We start from the raw sequence: 22,502 nt of genomic DNA on the forward strand, positions 1-22,502 counted from the left end.
GCTTGATTTAGCGCATATATTGGCATTTTATGCTGATGACAATAGCATAAAATATTGTGGATTTAGAATAACGGGGAATGGGAGGTGAAAAAATTGCTAATATCATCAGCTTGCTCAAAGCCAAAACAAGCAATCAATTACTTACGAAATAAGAAATGTATCTAGCTTTACGAAAGCCATCTTGCAACACGCAAAGCGCCGCTCACAAAAAGCATAAATGTAGTAAGCACACGACTGGCCGTACCCTAGTTAAATATCAGGCGTAACCAGCCGTGCCCCCTAGCCGCAGAGTGAGTTTGAAGCAAAGTAAGGCTTTTTAAGCGCTGCAATTAATGGAAATGCCCTTCTGCCGCTTTAGCGCCCACTTCACGCTCTTGCACCATTACCGACACCTCAACCGCGCCTGATTTTTTAAACTGTAATTTCAGCGGAAATTTATCCCCCGCCTTTAAGGGTTGCTTTAGGCCAAACATCATGAGGTGATAGCCCATACCCGGCTTCATCTTAATGGTTTCACCCGCCTTCACTTCCAGCTCATTAATCTGGCGCATTTTCATGACGTCCCCTTCCATGCTCATGGTATGCAGCTCAACCCTCTCGGCACGCTCTGTGCTGGCAGTAAGCAGCACATCGGCTTCGCCTTTATTTTCAAGCCCGATATAGGCCGCGCCAACGTCCTTACCAGGCAGTGTTGGCACCGAAAAAGGATGAACCACTCGAATATCACCCGCCTTGTATTCATGGGCAAACGCCGAAACAGACAAAATGGAAGAAGCGAGTAATACGGCGATTTTTTTCATTTTTAGAATCCCTGATTTAATAAAAGTAGAACATGGTTTTAAAAAGTTGCTGCGAAGCAATAAATCAGTCACGTAGGGCGGGTGCAAGCCAATCCTATCAACTTAAGGGCACTGTTGATCGTTAAACCTTAAGCCGATAACCTTTTTCTTCTACAGAAATTGTGCAGATACTTACGCCCAACATGAAATACTTAACCATCAATACACCCGCACACTCATCTGCCATTGCAACATCGCCAAATGATTAGATTCACCACTACGCTGGGTTTGGTAAAGCTCTAACGCCAGCAAATGCGCGGGATGCGCTTGCCATGCTAGGCGTAGCCCAGTTTGGTACGGCTGCTCATCACTATTGGCGATGCCGTTTTTACTGGCGATTTGCGCAGCGTTAAAACCCACTAACTGATGGCTGATCCCCATCCATTCATGGCGCAGCGCCAGCTTGATGGTTTCGGTGATCTTGATCCCACCCTCAAACGCTAAGCTGTTTAGCTCCCCTTTATAAGCAACGCGACCCAGCGTGCTTTCAAGCTGACCGTCCTGCTGCTGCCAGCTCCACGCTGATTGCAGCCAGTATTGATTCCCCTGCCAGCCAGCCTTTGCGCGCAGCAACGTGGATTTGCCAGCCAAGCAATCTGTGAGCCTACCGCAGCCCACCGCCTGCCCAGCATGACTATGCCCGCTATGCGCGTCAGTGACTAAGGAACGATTTACCTCAGATAAATACGCAGCATGGCCTGCCACAAACCAAGGGCCATCCTGCCATACTAAGCCTGCAGTCCACATCGCACTTTCTGCCCCTGGATAGCCGTGGCCATTAAAAACACCCGCGTGCGCCGTCAGATTACCCATGGTATAGCGCAGAGCTAAGCCATCTTCGTGCCAGTGATCATCAGCTAATACCGTATAAAGCCATAAATCAGGTAGCGCCCATGGGCTTAATCCGGCATCGGCAAACACGGGGGACTGCCGCCCCAAGGCCATCTGAGCCGTTGCTACCTGATAACGAATCACCGCATGATCCAGCACCATGCTCTGCTCGTGTTCGTCGTAAGCAGCCACCAATAGCGTATCCACTTCTGGCGTCCAGCGTTGCCGCCATTCCAAGCCAGAGCCCCCATACCACGCGCCGCGCCGGTCATCCCTGTTGCTACCCAATACGGGCAGGGTGCTGGGCCATGCAGAATCGCCGCTCAGATAACGGATATCAGCCAGCAGATTAATTTGCGTATCACCAGCACTTTGATCATGTGGCCCATCGTGAGCGATGGCGTTATTTGCTGCGGCGAGGATCAGCGAAGCGCTGATCATTAATAAATTTTTCATCAGTGAGTGTCTTTAAAAAGGCGACGATATTGGCTTTGTCTTGCTCGTTTAGCTGAATACGAACAATCAAATCGCTTTTAAACGGATTAAGACGGCCATCCCCGCTATGCGGGCCAGTCTTGATTTCACGCCCACCTGCGGCATAAAAATCCAGGGCTTCTTCCAGCGTAGCGATACTGCCATCGTGCATATAGGGTGCGGTGAGCGCCACATTGCGTAAGCTTGGCGCACGAAACATGCCCATATCACCTGCCACACCGCTCAGCTCAAACAAGCCTCGGTTAGGCTCGGGAAAGCCCCCTTTGCCATCGATATTGTAAAGACCGGTGTTATGAAACAGCGTCTCTGCCGTGTTAGAGCCGGCGTGACGTACCTGATCATTAAAATTAAAGCTGCCGTGGCAGTGAAAGCACTCCGCCTGCTCACCAAAAAACAGATCTTTACCACGCAGCTCGGCAGAAGATAGCGTGGCCCTGCCCTGCAAATACTGATCATATTTAGAAGAAGCAGAAATCAGCCCACGCTGAAAAGTGGCAATGGCTTTAATGATCTGGCTAAAGCCGATCGGCTCACTAGGAAAAACCTCTGCAAAGCGCTGCACAGACTCACGATCAGCCTGAAAACGCGCCAGCACCGTGGCTTTATTCTGGTCATTGATGCCCATTTCCACCGGATGCTCGGCAAACAAGGGCACTTCCATTTGGCGCTCTAGCGTAACCAACGCAGGATTAGCCCAAGTGTAAGTGCTGTGCCAAGCCACATTGGCCAGATTCTGCGCATTACGCGGCGTGTGTTCACCGGTAGAGCCTGTCGCCACAGCGCGGCCATCTGTAAACGCTTTGCCCTGCTCATGACAGGAAGCACAGCTTTGCTGGCCGTTACCAGACAGCCTTACGTCATAAAACAAGGCGCGGCCCAGCTGAAACTTGGCCTCGCTCATCGGGTTATCGGCTGGCACCTTGGGGGTGGGAAAATAAAATGGCAGCTCCCATGACCAACTCGCACTCTGGCGAGCCGGATCATCGGTAGCAGTGCCCGACTGCACGCAGCCGCCGAGCACTAACGCTGCCAGCAGGCAGCGTAAAATCATCTCAATTCAACCTTAAATACTTTAGAGAAACTGCCATCGCCCTTAGCTAGGCCCGCATCCTGCTTGCCTGCTGCGGATTCATTCAGATTAAGATCAAGATTATTAAAGATTTGCCCACATTCAGGATCGGTCGGCCCGCTCATGCACCCCATCGCCCCACCGGCATCTTGGCTAATATCTACCCCTTGCAAGAGGCTGGCTAAATCTAACACCACCCGCTGCTTGGCCACATCAAAGCTGGCAAAGCGCAGTGGCAAAATATTAGGGTTGCTACAGCTAAATAGATTGGCATTCACCGCATCCGCCTTGCAGCCAGTTGCGCCTAAGTGAAAAAACCAATTCACTATTTTGCCATTCACCGCGGGCACATCCGGATTAAGCTCTAGCTGCACAAAGCGACGCCCCGCCTGCCAGCTCCAACCCAGCGCCATATTATTTAATGGCGAAGGTACGGCCATCGTGTCGCTGTGATTCAGAATCACCTCTTTGCCCGCCGCATCTTTGGCGGTATCAGGCACACCCACTTTAAAACTAAGCCCTACATACTGGCCGCCTGGCGCAGTACCCGTCACCTGCTGGTTTAGCTCTGAGCTACCAACGCAATTACCGGTTTTGTTTTCAAAATCCAGCATCGCCACATTCAGGTATTGCGAGGCATTTTGCGTTAGCGCCAGCGGTACTTCCTGCCCTAGGGCATTAATCAGTTTGATATCGTGCACATAAAGACGAGCATCGCGCAGCTTGGCCGGTGTGGCGCGGCTGCCCAACGCTGGCAGTGTGGTATTACATTCCGCCGTTTGCCCTCCGGCTTTCAGTGCAAACTGCACGGCAAGCGCCTGATCAGGTAAAGGGCTAAGCGGCGTGGCCGTGGCGTTATCACCACTAGAATTGCAGGCAGACAAAATAAGACAAGCAAGAATTGCATATAAACGCATGGTTTTCTCCAAACAGCATAAAAAAGCACGCCAGATAAGCTAGGTGCAAAAAGGCTGAACAGATCCATGAATGACGCGCGAGTATTTAAGCAAAAAGACTGAAAAACCTCAGATCTGTAAGCGCAGAGATTGGTGAGAACACAAAACACACAGACAAGCCTTAGATTTTCTCCGTGTGCTCTGTGTTCTCATTTGACTCTGTGTCTACAGAACTTAGCTTTTTAGCAAAACGCGCATATCAAGAATCTGTTAGGAAAAAACAGGAGGGGCGTGGCCAGGGGGAGGGAGGGATAAATTGCGGTGCAGGCGCAATGGTGGCGCTGCTGGCATGCCAAAACTATGCGGCAACATAGCCACCGCCGCTACCATCACCGGTATATCTAAGACCGGAGCCTGAGTCTGATCGGCATGAGCGCAAAGCACGCAGGCAGGAGCAGCCTTCGCTAATAACGATTCAGGCTTACTACCTGGAAGTTGGCTGAGCTGATATTCAACAATCGGCGTCATCGTGCCGCAAAAAACGCTGCTTCTTAAAGCAGACTGCGGCAAAGTCGCGTGCAGCAAGGGCATCAGGACGTGCAGCATGATCGCCAAGAAGGCAATACGTAGGCTGAGCTGATAGCGGCGTGCTGTCATAAACCAGAAAGTGCGGGGAAAGATCAGATTATATTGGCATAGGCCACTGGCATCCAAGCAAAATCAGCAACACACACAAAATAACTAGCTAAGCGTAAAAGCACAGGCTTGATCTAACTCCCCAGCCGTCAGCAAAATGGTGGATAGCCAGAGCAGTTCTGCACTTCTACGCATAAGGGTTAAAAATCCCTTATTTGGCGGGTATTGCTGATTATTTTGCTGCGCTGCACTTACCCGATTTTGCCAGACTGAGCTTAGCAACATCATTTTTGCCTTGCTCTTCAGGTACTTGCTCTACACCAGCACCACCTACAAACACACCCATCTTAATATATTGACGAATGAAGTGATTTTTACCTTCTTCAAGCATCACTTCTAAAGTGTTTGGAGAGAATTCAGATTCGGTATCAATCTTATGGGTTTTTCCGCCTTCAACTTCTGTAAAGAAAAACACATCTGGAGCGCTTTCGCCGACACACTTGCCATCCACCCAAATATCTTTCTTGAGGGCTTTACCAACAAAGCTATTACGATAAACATAAACACCAGCCTTGCCTTGCCTTGGTGCATTAAATTCTTTTGCTTTTGCAGAATCAGCTTTAGAAGCCATATCGACAGATGCACAACCGGAAATGAACAGCGTTGCAGCTAGGGTAATAACGGAAAAAATCTTCATTAATGGTAAACCTATTGAGAATGCTAAATTAAGCAAAAGTTTATATACCCACACGATGCTTTTTTGCCAACAGTTAAGATGGTGGTGAGCACTTAGTGATGATAAGAGCCTCGAAAAACCAATATAAAAACAGAGCCATTATGCAGTTGACCTATAACGATATTTTTTAATCCACATCGCAATACAATGACGAAAAATGGTTTCTCTAACCATATCAACAGTATGGGATAAGTGTTAATTAATCTATTTAGTACATCGTTAATTGCCACAATTAACTTAAAAACCATCAGCTAGTAGCAATACAATTAACAAAAATGCCATAAGCATATATGGAAAATAAAGCAATAACAAGTGAAATTTAATTCATTATCAGGTACGAGTTCCATTCGGTTGAATCGAAGATAAGCCGAGAATAACAAGTTTTGATGCTTGAATTTTAAGTAGGGAACAGAATATCATCCTCGAATTTTTATCGATGATCCGACAGCGTAGCGGAGCTCCGAGAATGACACTGCTGATTTTCCTAATATCCAATCAAAGGTATTTGAAAATTAATTCTAAGTTATTAATATTTCTAGAACTTTTTGTTTATTTTAATAACACTACGTCATAAATATTTAACATAAAACATGTAATTAGCAAAGAATCAATCCCATTTAGAGAACTTCTATCTACTCAGTATTTTTTCTGCCCAAAAGATCCCCGCTACGGTTTTGCCATCGGTTATCGAGCCATCTAGCACGCCTGCAATCAGATCATCTAGGCTCACCGCCAGGCATTCCACAAACTCACCTTCATCCAGCTGAGCCTTGCCTGCAGTTAGGTTTTGCGCCAAGTAAAAATGGATTTCTTCATTGGTGTAGCTAATAATCGGGTGATGAACGCCTAGTTTTTGCCACTCTAGTGCGGTGTAGCCGGTTTCCTCCAGCAGCTCACGCTTGCCACAAGTCAGAGCATCTTCACCAGCATCCAGCTTGCCTGCGGGAAACTCCAAATACACGCGGTGCATAGGGTAGCGATACTGCCGCTCCATCAGCAGCCTGCCATCGGGCAAGATGGGGATAATCATCACCGCACCGGGGTGCAGCACATATTCCCGCGTGGCTTCACTCCCATCAGGCAGGCGCACAATATCGCGATTAATATGTAATAAAGCCCCATCAAATACCCGCTCGCTACTGATTTTTTCTTCAATTAAGTGCTGATCTTTTTGCATTATTTTCCACTATAAAAATATACTTTCAGTATTAAACACGAGGCAGATGACATTAAACCACTGAGCTTATTTCAGCACGAGCATCATCAACCTTGGCCTATAATTTAACACTGCTGCTATGCCATATTTTACGCGCATATTCGCTAATACTGCGATCTGAAGAAAAACGCCCCATCCCGGCCACATTCAGCAACGCTTTTTTATGCCATTCCAATGGTTTTAAATACAGGGCATCGACTTTCCCTTGCACTTTGACATAATCAGCAAAATCTGCCAGCAATTGATAATGGTCCCCCCAATTGACCAATAAATCAAATAACACCCGATACCGCTCCGGCTCATCTGGGCTAAATAATCCCGATGCAATGCTATTTAATACCTCGTGCAAAATCGGGTCAGCCTCATAAATCGCCCGTGGGTTATAGGATTCTTGCCGCAGCCGCTGCACCTCCTCACTATTATTGCCAAAGATAAAGATGTTTTCTGCTCCTACCGCTTGGCCAATTTCAATATTGGCACCATCTAAAGTGCCAATCGTTAATGCCCCATTTAATGCAAATTTCATATTCCCTGTACCCGATGCCTCGGTGCCCGCCGTGGATATTTGCTCAGATAGATCTGCGGCGGGGATAATGATTTCTGCCAAGCTCACGCTATAATTGGGAATAAACACCACTTTAAGCTTATCACCGACCCTAGGGTCATGATTTATCTTTGTTCCGACATCATTAATTAAATGAATTAATAATTTAGCTGTTTTATATGCCGATGCTGCCTTACCTGAAAAAATCACCACCCTGGGTACAATGACGGCATCTGGATTTTTTAAAATATACTGATAACGCGCAACCACATGCAATACATTTAATAACTGGCGCTTATATTCATGGATACGTTTTACTTGCACATCAAATAGTGCATCAGGGGATACCACCCCACCCAAATGCGTAGCAATATAACGAACCAAACGTTCTTTATTTTGCCGTTTAGCCACCATAAAACGATTTATAAAATCTTCATCCTCGGCCCAAGGTTTTAACTCGGCCAATTCATCTAAATTCACTCGCCAAGTTTTGCCAATTTTATCGTCTATCAACGCAGCCAGCGGCCGATTCGCCTGTGCTAACCAGCGCCTAGGGGTAATACCATTAGTTACATTGGTAAAGCGTTCTGGATAAATACGGGCGAAATCGGCAAAGATGGTTGATTTCATCAATTGCGAGTGTAGCGTCGAAACGCCATTAACCTTATGGCTAGCCACTACGGCAATATAGGCCATTCTGATTTTACGCTCACCTGATTCATCCACTAATGAAACACGGCTAATTAAGGCATCATCACCAGCAAAACGCTGTTTCACCTCAGCTAAAAACCGCTCATTAATATCAAAAATTATTTTTAAATGCCGGGGCAATAAATGAGCAAACATCTCTACCGGCCATGTTTCTAGCGCTTCGCTCATCAGGGTGTGATTGGTATAAGAAAAAATCTTTTGCGTGTATCCCCAAGCAGTATCCCAATCCAGATGAAAATCATCCATTAATAAGCGCATTAATTCTGGAACAGCCAATACTGGATGTGTGTCATTTAAGTGAATAGCTGTTTTATCACTTAATTGATTAAAATCTTCGTGGGTGAAGAGATAGCGATGCAAAATATCTTGTAAAGAGGCCGAAACAAAAAAGTATTCTTGCCGCAGCCGCAGTTCTTTACCGTGCAGCGTTGAATCATCAGGATATAAAACGCGGGATACGTTTTCACTATGGTTTTTTTCTTCTACCGCAGCTAAATAATCACCCTGATTAAATTTAGATAAATTAATCCCGCGTGAGGCTTTAGCCGACCAAAGTCTTAAAGTATTTGTGGCCGTGGTTTGATAGCCTGGAATAATATAATCATAAGCCATCGCCAATACATTTTGCGTATCTAGCCAATGCACGGTAGCGCCTTCAGTTTCTATTCGCCCCCCAAATTGCACCACATATTGAATTTCATCACGGGGGAACTCCCATACATTTAAAGCAGATAGCCACGTATCGGGTGCTTCTATTTGCTGGCCATCAATAATGCGTTGTTTAAACATTCCAAAATCATAGCGAATCCCATAAGCAAAGCCAGGCACGCCCATGGTAGCCATTGAATCTAAAAAACAAGCAGCTAAGCGCCCCAAGCCCCCATTACCTAAGGCGGCATCAGGCTCGTAATCTAGAATCTCATTTAGATCCACCCCCATTTCATCTAGCGCGGCTTTAACCGGCTCAAATAATTCTAATGCTAATAAGGCATTAGATAGGGCACGGCCAATTAAAAACTCCATCGATAAATAATAAACCCGCTTTAAATCCTGAGAATACTGCGCCCTTGTGGTGCGCATCCAGCGCTCTACCAATCTATCCCGCACCGCCAGAAAAGTGGCATTCAACCAGTCTTTAGGCTGCGCCACGATAGGATCTTTACCAATAAAAAATACCAGCTTATTCGCAATAGCATGCTTTAAAGCCTCGGTATCATTACCAGGGGAATCATATTCAAAAGATACCGTCATCGGGTGCTCCTTTTTATTACAATTTAAAGCGCTGCGTAGGCCAGTCACAGCAGATAAGCCAGAAAATTAATTAGCAATTAACTAAGCCGTAACTCTCTAGTGCAGCGACTAAATTTTTACTCGTGCTATAGGGCTCCACATGAAAGGTATGCATACCCAAGGCGTGCGCGGGTTGAATATCCCGAATCATGCAATCGCCAATCATTAAGGTCTGCTCGGCGGCCACGCCAAGCTGAGCTAAGGCATATTTAAAAATGCCATACGCAGGTTTAAAGCATCCGCAATCAATAGGCGTAATAACGATCTGAATATGCGCATCTAAACCCATAGCGGTGATTTTTTGTAACTGCTGTTCCCTATCTCCATTGCTAATAATGGCTTTGGGAATATCTTTGCTTAGCACTAAAAAATCGGCCACTTCTGGCAAGACTTGCCATGACGCTTGATAGACTTTTAAATAAGCAGAAATAATGGCATCCGCCGCTGAATCAGCTAATGGCTCTGCTAAAAAAGCCCTTAGCCGCTGGCGACGCATATTTTGAAACGAGATTTCACCCTGCTCGAATTGCAACCAGTATTTTTGCGATAATGTTCGCCATTGATTAAATAGATCTTGTTGATCTTGCGCCGCAAAGCGTGAACTATTTTCAGCAATAAAGGATAAAAAGGCTTGCCGTGAAGCATTTTTTTCATCAATTAAGGTATCGTCTAAATCCAACAAAATAGCCTGCATATTCTTCCAATTTAAATTTATGCCAATTGCTTACGATTATATATTGAGCTGCATAACTTAATTTGAATATGGACATCTCTTGTAGGTTGGCGCTGAGCATGCGAAGCCCAACATTCTTAATCGCATTGTTGGGCATGAGCACTTATATTGGTTTTATCTTTCATACGCATACTTAATTTTTATCCAAGCAACATTTTTTGATATAGCGCCGCATACTGCCCCGCTGCGGCTGCCCAGCCAAAATCAACCTGCATGGCGGTGCGTCTTACTGTTTTCCAATCTTTAGTACGCTGCCACAGAATAAAAGCACGGCGTAGGCCTTGGGATAGCCCTGCAACGCTAAAGTCATCAAACACAAAGCCCGTAGCGCTTTCGTCGGCCAAGTTTTCTAAGCTGCAATCAACAACCGTATCGGCTAGCCCTCCCACTCTGCGTACTAGCGGCAGTACGCCGTATTTTAAGGCATACAGCTGGGTGAGGCCGCATGGCTCAAAACGGCTGGGCACCAGTAAGACATCAGCAGCGGCCATTAAGCGGTGCGAGCACGCTTCGTCATAACCAATTTGCACCGCAATTTGCTCAGGATTTACGGCGGCGGCAGCTTTAAAAGCGTCTTCAAGCTGGGTGTCGCCCCCACCCAGCAGCACAAACTGCCCTCCCCGAGACGTGATTTCATCTAAAGCTGCCAGCACCAGATGCAGGCCTTTTTGTTCGGTGAGGCGGCTCACCACGGCGAATAAAGGCTGATCAGTAACTTGCGCCAGCCCCATGCGCAGCTGCACATCCTGCTTACATTTAGCTTTGCCTTGGGTTTTATCTACGCTGTAATGGGCGGCGATCAAAGGATCAGTATGCGGGTGCCACACTTGCTCATCCACACCATTCAAAATGCCGCTTAAATCAGCAGAACGGGTGCGTAGCAAGCCGTCTAGGCCGCAGCCCTGCTCATCATGGGTAATTTCTTGCGCGTAGCGTGGTGAAACGGTGCTGATTTGATCGCAAAAATACAACCCCGCCTTCATAAAAGAAATCTTGCCGTGAAACTCTAGCCCCTCCACTGAGAAATATTCTGGCGGCAGCGCTAGGCTGGCAAAAGCCGCAAGGGGAAACAAGCCTTGATAGGCAAGATTATGCACGGTAAATACACTTTTAGCTGGCCGGCCCGCCGCCACTAAATACGCCGGAACCAAGCCCGCATGCCAATCGTGCGCATGCACCAGCTCGGCCTGCCAAAAAGGATCTGCGCCACTGGCTAGCTGTGCGGCCACCCAGCCCAATAATGCAAATCGCAGATGATTATCGCTGTAAGGCTGCTGCCCAACATCCAAATAAGGGCTACCTGGCCGATCAAAGCAGTGCGGGGAATCGATCACATAGGCGGCAATACCGGTGGAAGTGTGGCCAAACAAGAGTTTGATTGGCCCTGCCATGCTATTGAGCGTGGCCACTTCGCCCTGAATATCTAAGCCATTCAAAATAGCAGGGAACCCCGGCAAGAGCACACGCACGTCGCACCCCTGCTGCGCCAAAGCCAGCGGCAAAGCCCCAGTGACATCCGCCAAGCCACCGGTTTTTAGCAAAGGAAATAGCTCGGCACAAACGTGTAAAACGCGCATAGATTGCTACCATTGGGTTTGAAAAATTGATCGGCAAAAACACGCCGCAAGATCAAAAAATACGTCATCCACGAAAAACACATCAAGCACGAACAAATAAGATTGGGTATCTCCACCATTTTATTTACATATCGATCAAAATCAATCTCTTATAAAAAACATAACAATGAGTGCAAGCTCAATCAAACCAATCTGTATTCTTGGCTTTTTTCGTGTATTTAGTATTTTTCGTGGGCGAAAACCTTAGCGCGTCACATCCCCTCTGTGGTTCAATATTTGGGTTAAATCATAACTTCGCCAACATTTCTCTGGTCACCAGCACCACGCCGCCTTCTGAGCAGTAAAAGCGGCGCTCGTCTTCGCTGCGGTCTTCGCCGATCACCGTGCCCTCTGGGATTTGGCAGCCGCGATCAATCACGCAGCGGCGCAGGCGGCTAGACCTACCTACCGTGACCGATGGCAAAATCACCGCAGAATCAATGGCGCAAAATGAGTGCAAGCGCACTTTAGAAAATAGCACCGAGTTATTTACAAACGAGCCAGAAACAATGCAGCCGCCCGATACCAATGAATTAAGCGTCATACCGTGGCTGCCATTAATATCTTGCACAAATTTAGCAGGAGAAAGCTGCTCTTGATGTGTCCAAATCGGCCAATCTTTATCGTAAATATCTAAATCAGGCAGCACCGAGGCCAAATCTAAATTGGCCTCCCAATATGCATCCACCGTCCCCACATCACGCCAATAGGGCGGCGCATTCGTATCACTAGAGACGCAAGAGGCTGAAAACGGATGCGCCAATGCACGGCCCTCCGCCACAATGCGCGGAATAATGTCTTTGCCAAAATCATGGCTGGAGGCATCGTCGGCTAAATCTTCGGCCAACATACGGTTAATATAATCAGCGTTAAAAACGTACACGCCCATTGATGCTAGGGCCTTATCATTTTTATTGGGCATAGCGGGCGGATCGAGTGGTTTTTCAATAAAGGCGGTTATTTTTCTATTTTCATCCACCGCCATTACCCCAAAAGCCGAGGCGGCCGTTTTATCGACTTCAATACAGGCAATAGTACACGCCGCATTATTTTCGACGTGATCGAGTAGCATGCGGGAGTAATCCATTTTATAAATATGATCCCCCGCCAATATCACTACATATTGCGCTTTGTAGCTACGGATAATATCTAGGTTTTGAAATACCGCATCGGCGGTACCCCGATACCAATGTTCCTCGTCCACTCTTTGCTGGGCGGGGAGTAAATCGACAAATTCATTCATTTCATTACGCAAAAACGACCAGCCGCGCTGCAAATGCCTGAGCAAGCTATGCGACTTATATTGCGTAATCACACCGATGCGACGAATCCCTGAATTAAGGCAATTTGATAAGGCAAAATCAATAATTCGATATTTACCTCCAAAATGCACCGCAGGCTTAGCACGGTGATTGGTTAAATCCTTTAAACGCGAGCCACGCCCACCCGCTAAAACCAAAGCCACCGCCTGATTAGGTAGTTGCCGTGCCAACACCAGTTTATCAATCGCTTCCATCATATCGCTCCCTGCATCAGATCATATTAAGCAAAGCTGGCGTGTATTTCCGGAAAATAATGAAAGAGCTAGCTATTTAATGCAAAAAAAATAGCGGCTGCCATTCTATGCATCCGCCATTTAAAATAAAAAATATGCAGCTCTATTTAAGCTTTTTATTTTCTACCCATAAAAATATATTTAAACCAACTCACCCTTAAGTCACCACGGTTGGCGCAACCATCCCAGTAAATTCTTCGATCTGAGCCAATTCTCGGGATATTTTAATTAAATCAGCTAAAGCGGCCTGTGTTTCCACGCCATGTTGGGCGATATTTGGCTGATATTTTTCTAGATAAACCCGCAGCGTAGCGCCTACCGTGCCGGTGCCGGATAGGCGATAAATGATTCTATCGCCACTGGCAAAAATAATCCGTACACCCTGCTTAGCGCTATGCGAGCCGTCAACCAGATCATCGTAGGCAAAATCATCGGTCAGTTGAATGTCTTGCCCACCCAGCGCTTGCCCAGCCAACTCTGGCAAACGTGAGCGTAATACGGCCATTAACTGCTCGGCGGCATCACTGGCAATCTCTTCAAAATCGTGGCGGGAATAAATATGCCGGCCAAAGCGCGCCCAATGCGCACTAATGATTTCTTCTACCGATTTACCGGTTACAGCCAGCAAATTCAGCCAAAATAGCACCGCCCAAACGCCATCTTTTTCGCGCACATGATCGGAGCCAGTGCCGTAGCTTTCTTCACCGCAAAGCGTAACCTTGCCCGCATCCAGCAGATTGCCAAAAAACTTCCAGCCGGTTGGGGTTTCATAGCAGGCAATGCCTAGGGCTTTGGCTACCACATCCACCGCTGCAGATGTAGGCATCGATCTGGCCACACCGGCTAGACCCTTGCGATAACCTGGCACCAGCGTGGCATTCGCCGCCAATACCGCCAAGCTATCCGATGGCGTAACCACAAAGTTGCGGCCCAGCACCATATTGCGATCGGCATCGCCATCGCTGGCCGCGCCCAAAGCAGGCGCATCGCTGGCGGCCATGGCGGCAATTAAATCGGTGGCATGGGCAGGATTTGGGTCGGGATGATGGCCACCAAAGTCTTCTAGCGGCACGCCATTCACCACAGTGCCGCGCGGCGCGCCAAGTAGGCCTTCGATAATCTCCACGGCATAAGGGCCGGCCACAGCCGACATGGCATCAAACTGCATGCGATTACCCGCAGCAAACCATGCGCGAATCGCGTCAAAATCAAATAAGTCTTGCATCAGCAGCGCGTAATCGGCCACCGGATCAATCAGCTCAACCACCATACTTTCCAGCGTAAAATGGCCAAGCTGGTCTAAATCTAGATCGCCTATGGCGCTGATCAAATACTGATTAAGGCTGGTGGTGCGCTGGTAAATGGCTTCAGTGATTTTTTCTGCGGCGGGGCCGCCGTTATCGGTATTGTATTTAATGCCAAAATCGCCATCTGGCCCACCAGGGTTATGTGAGGCCGATAAGATTACCCCGCCAGTGGCGGCATATTTGCGAATCACACAGCTGGCAGCGGGGGTAGATAAAATCCCGCCACGGCCAACAATCACTTTGGCCACGCCATTGGCCGCAGCCATTTTTAAAATCAGCTGCACTGCCACCCGATTATAAAAACGCCCGTCACCGCCTAAAACCAGCGTTCCCCCTTTAAGCTCCGGCACCACATCAAAAATAGCCTGCACAAAGTTTTCTAAATAATGCTGCTGCTGAAATACGGTGACTTTCTTGCGTAAGCCCGAAGTACCCGGGCGCTGACCAGCAATAGGCTGGCTTGGGATGATGGTCATTAAGGCTACCTGATGGATGTTTTTTTATGAGTAAAGAGATGGCTACGGTGTTTTATAAAATGGCTGCGCCCGCGTCATATGGCATCTTGCCCACCCTATATGAATTACACATTTTTCAAATCAACTACTTTCTAAAATCGTCACACTTCTTGCTGCCACGCGGCAATCGTGAGGATTGATTTCTGATTCGGCATCCCCCGTGCTGGCAAGTCTCAGGCTCCACATCCCTGCGGGCAAGCGAAAATGCACTTGGTGAGCAGATGCATTAAGCATGATGAGCAAACGCCCCCCCAACTGGACCATCATCGCCCGCCCGCCTGCATCCTGCCAGTCGTGTGAATGCAGCGGTGCGCCAGAGGGATTGAGCCACTCCACATCGGCCCTACCCCATTCATCATGGATGCCCGTCCACCAGCGGCCAGAGATCAGCACCGCACAGGATTTACGAATCGCAATCAGCTCGCCCACGTAATCTGCAAGGCCAGGCTCGGCGGCTTCCCAATTCAGCCAATTAATTTCATTATCTTGGCAATAGGCATTGTTATTGCCCTGCTGAGTATGCCCCAGCTCATCTCCGGCCAAAAACATCGGCGTACCTTGCGCCAGCAAAACGGTTGCTAGCATAGCTTTCATACAGCGTAATCGCAAGATATTAACCCCAGCATCACGGCTAGGCCCTTCTTCGCCGCAATTCCAGCTGAGGTTATGGTTATGCCCATCCCGATTGTGTTCTTTATTCGCCTGATTATGCTTATGATTATACGAAACCATGTCACGCAGATTAAAACCATCGTGTGCACAAATAAAATTCACCACCGAAACCGGCCGCCGCCCCTGCCGATGGAATGAATCGCTGGATGCCGCAAAGCGCTGGGCAAATAGTGCTCGGTGTACGCCATCATGCAGCCAGAATTTACGCATCACATCGCGAAACTGATCCGACCACTCTACCCAGCCATTGGGAAAATGCCCCAGTTGATAGCCACCATTGCCAATATCCCAAGGCTCGGCAATCAGTTTTACACCGGATAATAGTGGGTCTTGCTGAATGGCAATAAAGAACGGCGCTTGGGCGCTAAAATGATGATCAACCCGCCCTAGAATGGGGGCTAAATCAAATCTAAAACCATCCACATGACATTGACTTACCCAATAGCGCAGGCTATCCATCACCATTTGCAATACGCGAGGGTGGCTTAAATTAAGTACATTGCCGCAGCCTGTCCAATTTTCATATTGATCTAATTGGCCGGTTCTTAATACATAGTAATTAGCGTTATCTATGCCACGCCAAGATAAAGTGGGGCCCATATCGCTGGATTCGGCGGTGTGGTTAAATACCACATCGAGTAAGACTTCAATGCCAACACTGTGGAGTGACTTAACCATATCTCTGAATTCAGATAATGGCGTCGTGCCTTCCCGCCCCGACCAATAATGTGTTTCCGGTGCAAAAAATCCTAGGCTGTTATAGCCCCAGTAATTACTTAATCCTTGCCTTAATAAATGTGATTCATCAATAAAGAAATGCACCGGCAATAATTCAATAGCAGTAATGCCTAGCTTTTGTAAATGCGCCAATACCGCAGGATGAGCCAGCCCTGCATAGCTACCCCGAATATCCTCTGGCACATCAGGGTGCAGCATGGTCATGCCGCGCACATGCGCCTCGTAAACCACCGTTTCTACCCAAGGAATACGCGGCGCTTTTTCACTGCCCCAGTCATAAGGCTCGGCAACCACCTTGGCTTTTAGCGCAATCGCCGCATTATCGATTGGGTCTGGCAAACTAGGTTGGTCTTCTTGATAGCCAAAGCTGCGCGAATCATTAGCAAACTCACCCACAATGGCACGGGCGTATGGGTCTAGCAATACTTTATGGGGATTAAAACGGTGGCCCTGCTGCGGTGCGTAAGGCCCATGCACGCGGTAGCCATACACTAGCCCCGTTGGTGCATCCGGCAGATAGCCGTGCCAGATACTGTTGCTGCATTCGCTTAGCTCAAAACGCGCCGCCTCATTAATGCCCGAGGCATCAAACAGGCACAACTCAACACGCGTGGCATGCTCTGAAAACAAAGCAAAATTAACACCATCACCATCAAAGGTTGCCCCCAGCGGATACGGCGTTCCTTCTTCCAGCTTCATAGCGTGTGACCCCTGTTTAATCTTGCAATTTTCTAATTAGCAGCAGAGCTTTATTAAGTAGAACTCAAAATCTTGAACCACAGAGAACACAGAGCAAACGGGGCAACACGACGTTTTTCATCTACATGAAAAAGTTTTATAAACACATAAGTACTGAATCATTCGTTTTCAATACAGCCTAAAATCAGCATCGTCATTCCCGCGCAGGCGGGAATCCAGCTACGCTGCTGGATCCCCGACAAAAACATTCGGGGATGACGCTTGTTGAATCTGTTTAAAAATCATGAAAACTTGTTAAGTAGATAGGCAAAAGTTTTCTTGCATCGTTGTCTTGCCTTGTCGTACTAACTGTACTGCCTGCGGCTTCGACGCCTTGCCATAAAACTTTTGCACAAGTACTTATTCGCTACTTACTCGGCTAAAAAATTAAAGCCTTCTCTGTGAAACTCTGTGCTCTTCGTGTTCTCTGTAGTTCAAGGTATGGCACTCTTAATTAACTATTTATTTTTATTCACCCAGCCACTTTAAATATAGGGTTGCTAATGGCGGAATGGTAATAGATATGGATTGGGGATATTGATGGCTGACAATGGCATCTGTTTGACATTCGCCATTCCCCACATTGCTGCCCTGATAATAAGTTGAATCAGTATTGATGATTTCAATATAGCGCCCCGCCAGCGGAACGCCTGTGCGATATGCGTGGCGCACTTCTGGGGTGAAATTACTGATGACCAATACAAAATCATTTGAGTCCGCTGCATGGCGGGTAAAAACAAACACCGAATTCAGCGCGTCATCGCCAACAATCCACTTAAAGCCACTCGGGCTAGCATCCATTTCATATAAAGCGGGCTGGCTCTGATAGTTATGATTTAAATCGCGCACCAACGCTTGCACCCCGCGATGCCAAGCAGATTCTAATAAATGCCAGTCCAAACTATGCTGATGCGACCATTCCCTTATTTGCGCCCATTCTGAGCCCATAAATAATAATTTTTTGCCAGGATGCGCCCACATAAAGGCGTAATAGGCGCGCAAGCTAGCAAACTGCTGCCAAGTATCACCATGCATTCGGCTCAGTATCGAGCCCTTACCGTGCACCACTTCATCATGCGATAGCGGCAATACAAACTGCTCGTCAAAGGCATACATCAGGCTAAAGGTCATCTGATTATGGTGATGCTGACGATAAATCGGGTCGAGATGCATATAGCCAAGGCTATCGTGCATCCAGCCCATATTCCATTTGTAGTTAAAGCCTAATCCACCTTGCTTGGCCGCCCGCGTCACGCCAGGAAAAGAGGTAGATTCCTCGGCAAACGTCACCGCATGCGGGCATTCACTGGCCAGAACCTCGCTCATTTCTCGCAAGAACGCGATCGCCTGAAGGTTTTCTCTGCCACCAAACTCATTAGGCAACCACTGCCCCGCTGGGCGTGAATAATCGCGGTAAAGCATGGAGGCCACCGCATCTACCCGCAGCCCATCCACCCCAAAGCGCTCTATCCAATAGAGGGCATTGCCGATTAAATAGTTTTTAACTTCATTGCGCCCATAGTTATAAATCAGCGTTTTCCAATCATGATGAAAGCCTTCACGCGGATCGCTGTGCTCAAACAAGGGCGTGCCATCAAATAGCGCTAAACCAAAGCTATCACTCGGAAAATGCCCTGGCACCCAATCAAGCAGCACCCCCAGATCCATGGCATGCGCGGCCTGCACAAAATAGCTAAAGTCTGCCGCCGTGCCAAAACGTGCCGTCGGCGCATAAAGGCCCAGCGGTTGATACCCCCATGAGCCGTCAAAAGGAAACTCACTAATCGGCAACAGCTCTAGATGGGTAAAGCCCAGATCTTTTACATAGGGCAGCAGCTGCGCGGCCAACTCATGCCAGTTTAAGCAGCGTTGATCCTCTTCTGGTACACAGCGCCAAGAAGCCAAATGCACTTCATAAATAGCGATGGGTGCGTTATTCATGGCCTCGCGGCCCGTAAATTCCGCCACTTTGTTAGGGCAACGGGCCACCACAGACGCCGTACCGGGGCGCAGCTCAGCGGCAAAGGCGTAAGGATCGGCTTTTAGATTACGCCCACCATCCATGCTCAGAATTTCAAATTTATAACGAGCGCCCAGTGGCACAGCAGGCAAAAAAATCTCCCATACCCCGCACTCTTGACGTAGACGCATGCCGTGGCGGCGGCCATCCCAGCCGTTAAAATCGCCCACCACGGCCACCCGCTGGGCATTCGGCGCCCAAACGGCAAAAGCCACGCCATCAATACCGTCGATTTGCTGCGGATGCGCGCCCAGCTTTTCAAACGGACGATGATGCGTGCCCTCCGCCAGCAGCCATACATCCATTTCGCCCAAGATAGGCGCAAAACGATAGGGATCATCCAGCAGCACCTCCTGCTCGCCCCAACTCACGGCCAGCTGGTAAGTAAATGGCTTTTTGCGCCGAGGGATGGTTCCGGCAAACAAGCCGCGAGCATCAATCATGGTTAAGGCCGCTAGGCGGCGGCCCGAAGCCTGCTCTATCACTACACAAGCGGTGGCATCGGGCAAAAAAGCCCTCACACTGAGTGCGCCATCTGCGTGCATTCCTAGCACCGCAAAAGAATTGCCATAGCAAGCGGTGCAAATGGCTTCAATTATCCCGATATCTGGCAAGTTCATGGGGGCCTGCTTATTTAAATACAACGTATTTATAAAATACTTTCATTAAAAATAAGCCACTGCTTGCGGTTTCGCTGTTTTTTGTCAAGCTTAGCCACGGATGTAAGCATTCCCCTTCTGCCGCAAAGTCGAGTAAAATACTCAACTTTGCTAACTTAGCTGCCCTCCTATGCTTGCTCGTCTGCGTGAAAATATCGCTGTGGTCTTCGACCGCGACCCTGCCGCCCGAAACATCTGGGAAGTGGTCTGCTGTTACCCGGGTTTTCATGCACTCTCCCTGCATTTGGTGGCCAATGGCCTGTGGCGGCGTGATTGCAAGCTACTTGCTCGCATGGTTTCGCACTTTTCGCGTTTTATTACCGGCATCGAAATCCACCCTGGCGCAACCATAGGCCGCCGTGTATTTATCGATCATGGCATGGGCATTGTGATTGGTGAAACAGCGGAGATTGGCGACGATTGCACGCTTTACCACGGCGTAACGCTGGGCGGCACGTCTTGGAATAAAGGCAAGCGCCACCCTACTTTAGAGCGCGGGGTGATTGTTGGGGCAGGGGCAAAAATACTTGGCCCGATAACCGTGCATGAAGGCGGCAAGGTCGGCTCTAATGCGGTGCTGGTTAAAGACGTGCCTGCCAACGCCACCGCGGTAGGCATCCCCGCCAGAATCATTGAGGAAGTGGATAAAACCCGCAAGGCCAAGGCTGAGCAAATGGGCTTTTCTGCCTATGGCATTTCTGCCGACATGAACGATCCTATCGTCAAAGCCATTCACGGCATGCTCGATCACTCTGTAACCACAGATAAGCGCATCGAAGCTATTCTTGCCAAGCTTGAACAGCTGGGTATGAACTGCGATCTAGAGCGCGCCAGTGGTGATCAATTTGACCCTAATTATTTAAACCGGATTGTGGATTAGGCTTTCTGCAGAGGGCGCGTGTCGTGCCCCTACCTCATAATACTTGACTAAATCACTCTGGTATTTTACGATTGGGCTGTAATGAGAGGAAAATCATGCGACTGACCACTAAAGGCCGTTTTGCTGTAACGGCAATGCTAGACCTTGCACTGCGAGAATCCGCAGGGCCAGTAACGCTATCGGGCATTAGCGATCGCCAGCATATTTCGCTGTCTTATTTAGAGCAGCTATTTGGCAAGCTACGCCGTCGTGAGCTGGTAGACAGCGTGCGCGGGCCAGGCGGCGGCTATTGCTTAGCCAAAAACGCCAGCCTGATTACGGTGGCAGATATTATCTTAGCGGTGGACGAGCCACTAGACGCCACCCAATGTGGCGGCAAAGAAAATTGCCATGATGAGGGTCGATGTATGACGCACGACCTCTGGGCAAGCCTCAACAGCACGATCTTTGACTACTTGGCCTCCATTACTTTGGCGCAATTAATAGACAAACATCAGACCAAGCAAAAACGCTGCACTGACAGCATTTTACTCGGCAGCATCAAGCCTTCTCGTATTGAATCTGGAGTCACCGCAAAATGAGCGCAAACAAACCTATCTATCTTGACTACTCTGCCACCACACCGGTTGATCCACGCGTTGCGGCCAAGATGATTCCCTGTTTAACCGAGCACTTCGGCAACCCAGCTTCACGCTCACACGCCTTTGGCTGGGAAGCAGAAGCTGCGGTAGAAGAAGCGCGTGAACAAATTGCCGCGCTGGTGAATTGCGATCCAAAAGAAATCGTCTGGACTTCCGGAGCAACCGAATCAAACAACTTAGCCCTAAAAGGTGCAGCGCACTTTTATCAGGCTAAGGGTAAGCATTTAATTACCGTAAAAACTGAACACAAAGCCATTCTGGACACCATGCGCGAGCTGGAACGCGAAGGCTTTGACGTCACTTATCTAGATGTAAAAGACGACGGCTTACTGGATTTAGACGTACTGAAAGCAGCGATTCGCCCAGATACCATTCTGATCTCAGTGATGTTTGTTAATAACGAAATCGGCGTGATTCAAGACATCCCTGTCATTGGCGAATTGTGCCGCGAAAAAGGCATTATTTTCCACGTAGATGCTGCGCAAGCTACCGGCAAAGTAGCGATTGATTTGGCAGTGCTTAAAGTTGATTTAATGAGCTTTTCTGCGCATAAAACTTACGGCCCTAAGGGCATCGGGGCGCTGTATGTACGCCGCAAACCACGGATTCGCTTAGAAGCACAGATGCACGGCGGTGGCCATGAAAGAGGGTTTCGCTCCGGCACGCTAGCGACCCACCAGATCGTGGGTATGGGTGAAGCGTTCCGCATTGCCAAAGAAGACATGGGCATCGAGCTGGAACGCATGCGTATGCTGCGTGATCGCCTGTGGGCAGGTTTATCTGATATCGAAGAAGTCCACCTTAACGGCGATATGGAGCAACGCGTTCCGCATAATCTGAACGTTAGCTTTAACTACGTTGAAGGTGAATCACTGGTGATGGCATTAAAAGAGCTGGCTGTATCTAGTGGCTCTGCGTGTACATCGGCGTCCCTTGAGCCGTCTTATGTATTACGCGCCCTTGGCCGCTCGGATGAGCTGGCTCACTCGTCGATCCGCTTTACCATCGGCCGCTTTAATACCGTGGAAGAGATCGACTTTGCGATTGCTTTAATTCGCAGCAAAATCGGCAAACTGCGCGAGCTGTCGCCGCTTTGGGATATGTACAAAGAGGGGATCGATATCTCCACCATCGAATGGGCAGCCCACTAAATTTAGCGTGCCTC

At 48.4% G+C, this 22,502-nt stretch carries 17 protein-coding genes; 3 read left to right on the top strand and 14 right to left on the bottom strand.

Going from position 1 to position 22,502, the window contains the following annotated elements; all coding sequences use genetic code 11:
* Positions 1 to 329 precede the first annotated feature (329 nt).
* The 14 genes from Q0R17_RS13965 to glgB form a co-directional block, all read right to left on the bottom strand.
* Positions 330 to 800 (bottom strand): copper chaperone PCu(A)C, encoded by a 471-nt coding sequence (locus Q0R17_RS13965; RefSeq protein ID WP_293935902.1) that lies wholly within the window; start codon positions 798 to 800, stop codon positions 330 to 332.
* 198 nt (positions 801 to 998) lie between these two features.
* On the bottom strand, positions 999 to 2,126 hold the full coding sequence (locus Q0R17_RS13970; protein WP_293935903.1) for a hypothetical protein: 1,128 nt from the start codon (positions 2,124 to 2,126) through the stop codon (positions 999 to 1,001).
* On the bottom strand, positions 2,074 to 3,216 hold the full coding sequence (locus Q0R17_RS13975) for a methanobactin export MATE transporter MbnM (RefSeq protein WP_293935904.1): 1,143 nt from the start codon (positions 3,214 to 3,216) through the stop codon (positions 2,074 to 2,076). The genes Q0R17_RS13970 and Q0R17_RS13975 overlap by 53 nt, the downstream gene beginning before the upstream one ends.
* Positions 3,213 to 4,151, bottom strand: a complete 939-nt coding sequence (locus Q0R17_RS13980; protein WP_293935905.1) for an MbnP family copper-binding protein — start codon at positions 4,149 to 4,151, stop codon at positions 3,213 to 3,215. The genes Q0R17_RS13975 and Q0R17_RS13980 overlap by 4 nt, the downstream gene beginning before the upstream one ends.
* 249 nt (positions 4,152 to 4,400) lie before the next feature.
* Complete coding sequence (locus Q0R17_RS13985) at positions 4,401 to 4,787, bottom strand: hypothetical protein (RefSeq protein ID WP_293935906.1); 387 nt, start codon at positions 4,785 to 4,787, stop codon at positions 4,401 to 4,403.
* 211 nt (positions 4,788 to 4,998) lie between these two features.
* Positions 4,999 to 5,463: a DUF2846 domain-containing protein gene (locus tag Q0R17_RS13990; protein ID WP_293935907.1), complete on the bottom strand. Its 465-nt coding sequence runs from the start codon at positions 5,461 to 5,463 to the stop codon at positions 4,999 to 5,001.
* A 667-nt stretch (positions 5,464 to 6,130) separates the two neighbouring features.
* Complete coding sequence (locus Q0R17_RS13995) at positions 6,131 to 6,679, bottom strand: NUDIX domain-containing protein (protein WP_293935908.1); 549 nt, start codon at positions 6,677 to 6,679, stop codon at positions 6,131 to 6,133.
* Positions 6,680 to 6,776: 97 nt separating this feature from the next.
* On the bottom strand, positions 6,777 to 9,224 hold the full coding sequence (locus Q0R17_RS14000; RefSeq protein ID WP_293935909.1) for a glycogen/starch/alpha-glucan phosphorylase: 2,448 nt from the start codon (positions 9,222 to 9,224) through the stop codon (positions 6,777 to 6,779).
* Positions 9,225 to 9,294: 70 nt separating this feature from the next.
* Positions 9,295 to 9,957, bottom strand: coding sequence for an HAD family hydrolase (locus Q0R17_RS14005; RefSeq protein ID WP_293935910.1), 663 nt, complete (start codon positions 9,955 to 9,957; stop codon positions 9,295 to 9,297).
* A 179-nt stretch (positions 9,958 to 10,136) separates the two neighbouring features.
* Complete coding sequence (gene glgA / locus Q0R17_RS14010; RefSeq protein ID WP_293935911.1) at positions 10,137 to 11,573, bottom strand: glycogen synthase GlgA; 1,437 nt, start codon at positions 11,571 to 11,573, stop codon at positions 10,137 to 10,139.
* Between the two features lie 286 nt (positions 11,574 to 11,859).
* Positions 11,860 to 13,131 carry a glucose-1-phosphate adenylyltransferase gene (glgC, locus tag Q0R17_RS14015; RefSeq protein WP_293935912.1) on the bottom strand — a complete coding sequence of 424 codons (1,272 nt, stop codon included), beginning with the start codon at positions 13,129 to 13,131 and terminating at the stop codon, positions 11,860 to 11,862.
* 193 nt (positions 13,132 to 13,324) lie between these two features.
* Entirely contained in the window at positions 13,325 to 14,950 is a 1,626-nt protein-coding gene (locus Q0R17_RS14020) for an alpha-D-glucose phosphate-specific phosphoglucomutase (protein ID WP_293935913.1), read from the bottom strand.
* Positions 14,951 to 15,070: 120 nt separating this feature from the next.
* Positions 15,071 to 17,098 (bottom strand): glycogen debranching protein GlgX, encoded by a 2,028-nt coding sequence (gene glgX / locus Q0R17_RS14025; protein ID WP_293935914.1) that lies wholly within the window; start codon positions 17,096 to 17,098, stop codon positions 15,071 to 15,073.
* Positions 17,099 to 17,605: 507 nt separating this feature from the next.
* A complete protein-coding gene (gene glgB / locus Q0R17_RS14030) occupies positions 17,606 to 19,777 on the bottom strand; it encodes a 1,4-alpha-glucan branching protein GlgB (protein ID WP_293935915.1) in 2,172 nt (723 codons plus the stop codon).
* Positions 19,778 to 19,946: 169 nt separating this feature from the next.
* On the opposite strand from glgB, the gene cysE reads away from it, so the two are divergent.
* From cysE to Q0R17_RS14045, 3 genes are all read left to right on the top strand, one after another.
* Positions 19,947 to 20,696 carry a serine O-acetyltransferase gene (gene cysE / locus Q0R17_RS14035; protein WP_293935916.1) on the top strand — a complete coding sequence of 250 codons (750 nt, stop codon included), beginning with the start codon at positions 19,947 to 19,949 and terminating at the stop codon, positions 20,694 to 20,696.
* A 95-nt stretch (positions 20,697 to 20,791) separates the two neighbouring features.
* Complete coding sequence (gene iscR, locus Q0R17_RS14040; protein ID WP_293935917.1) at positions 20,792 to 21,277, top strand: Fe-S cluster assembly transcriptional regulator IscR; 486 nt, start codon at positions 20,792 to 20,794, stop codon at positions 21,275 to 21,277.
* A complete protein-coding gene (locus Q0R17_RS14045; RefSeq protein WP_293935918.1) occupies positions 21,274 to 22,488 on the top strand; it encodes an IscS subfamily cysteine desulfurase in 1,215 nt (404 codons plus the stop codon). Before iscR ends, Q0R17_RS14045 begins: the two co-directional genes overlap by 4 nt.
* Positions 22,489 to 22,502 lie beyond the last annotated feature (14 nt).

The organism is Iodobacter sp., assembly GCF_025352645.1.
GTDB lineage: Bacteria > Pseudomonadota > Gammaproteobacteria > Burkholderiales > Chitinibacteraceae > Iodobacter.

Coding starts and splice junctions, on each gene's coding strand:
- Q0R17_RS13985 (WP_293935906.1), bottom strand. CDS start 4,787: ATGACAGCACGCCGCTATCAGCTCAGCCTACGTATTGCCTTCTTGGCG.
- Q0R17_RS14045 (WP_293935918.1), top strand. CDS start 21,274: ATGAGCGCAAACAAACCTATCTATCTTGACTACTCTGCCACCACACCG.
- Q0R17_RS14005 (WP_293935910.1), bottom strand. CDS start 9,957: ATGCAGGCTATTTTGTTGGATTTAGACGATACCTTAATTGATGAAAAA.
- iscR (WP_293935917.1), top strand. CDS start 20,792: ATGCGACTGACCACTAAAGGCCGTTTTGCTGTAACGGCAATGCTAGAC.
- Q0R17_RS14020 (WP_293935913.1), bottom strand. CDS start 14,950: ATGACCATCATCCCAAGCCAGCCTATTGCTGGTCAGCGCCCGGGTACT.
- Q0R17_RS14000 (WP_293935909.1), bottom strand. CDS start 9,224: ATGACGGTATCTTTTGAATATGATTCCCCTGGTAATGATACCGAGGCT.
- Q0R17_RS13995 (WP_293935908.1), bottom strand. CDS start 6,679: ATGCAAAAAGATCAGCACTTAATTGAAGAAAAAATCAGTAGCGAGCGG.
- glgA (WP_293935911.1), bottom strand. CDS start 11,573: ATGCGCGTTTTACACGTTTGTGCCGAGCTATTTCCTTTGCTAAAAACC.
- glgC (WP_293935912.1), bottom strand. CDS start 13,131: ATGATGGAAGCGATTGATAAACTGGTGTTGGCACGGCAACTACCTAAT.
- Q0R17_RS13975 (WP_293935904.1), bottom strand. CDS start 3,216: ATGATTTTACGCTGCCTGCTGGCAGCGTTAGTGCTCGGCGGCTGCGTG.
- Q0R17_RS13965 (WP_293935902.1), bottom strand. CDS start 800: ATGAAAAAAATCGCCGTATTACTCGCTTCTTCCATTTTGTCTGTTTCG.
- Q0R17_RS13980 (WP_293935905.1), bottom strand. CDS start 4,151: ATGCGTTTATATGCAATTCTTGCTTGTCTTATTTTGTCTGCCTGCAAT.
- Q0R17_RS13990 (WP_293935907.1), bottom strand. CDS start 5,463: ATGAAGATTTTTTCCGTTATTACCCTAGCTGCAACGCTGTTCATTTCC.
- Q0R17_RS13970 (WP_293935903.1), bottom strand. CDS start 2,126: ATGAAAAATTTATTAATGATCAGCGCTTCGCTGATCCTCGCCGCAGCA.
- glgX (WP_293935914.1), bottom strand. CDS start 17,098: ATGAAGCTGGAAGAAGGAACGCCGTATCCGCTGGGGGCAACCTTTGAT.
- glgB (WP_293935915.1), bottom strand. CDS start 19,777: ATGAACTTGCCAGATATCGGGATAATTGAAGCCATTTGCACCGCTTGC.
- cysE (WP_293935916.1), top strand. CDS start 19,947: ATGCTTGCTCGTCTGCGTGAAAATATCGCTGTGGTCTTCGACCGCGAC.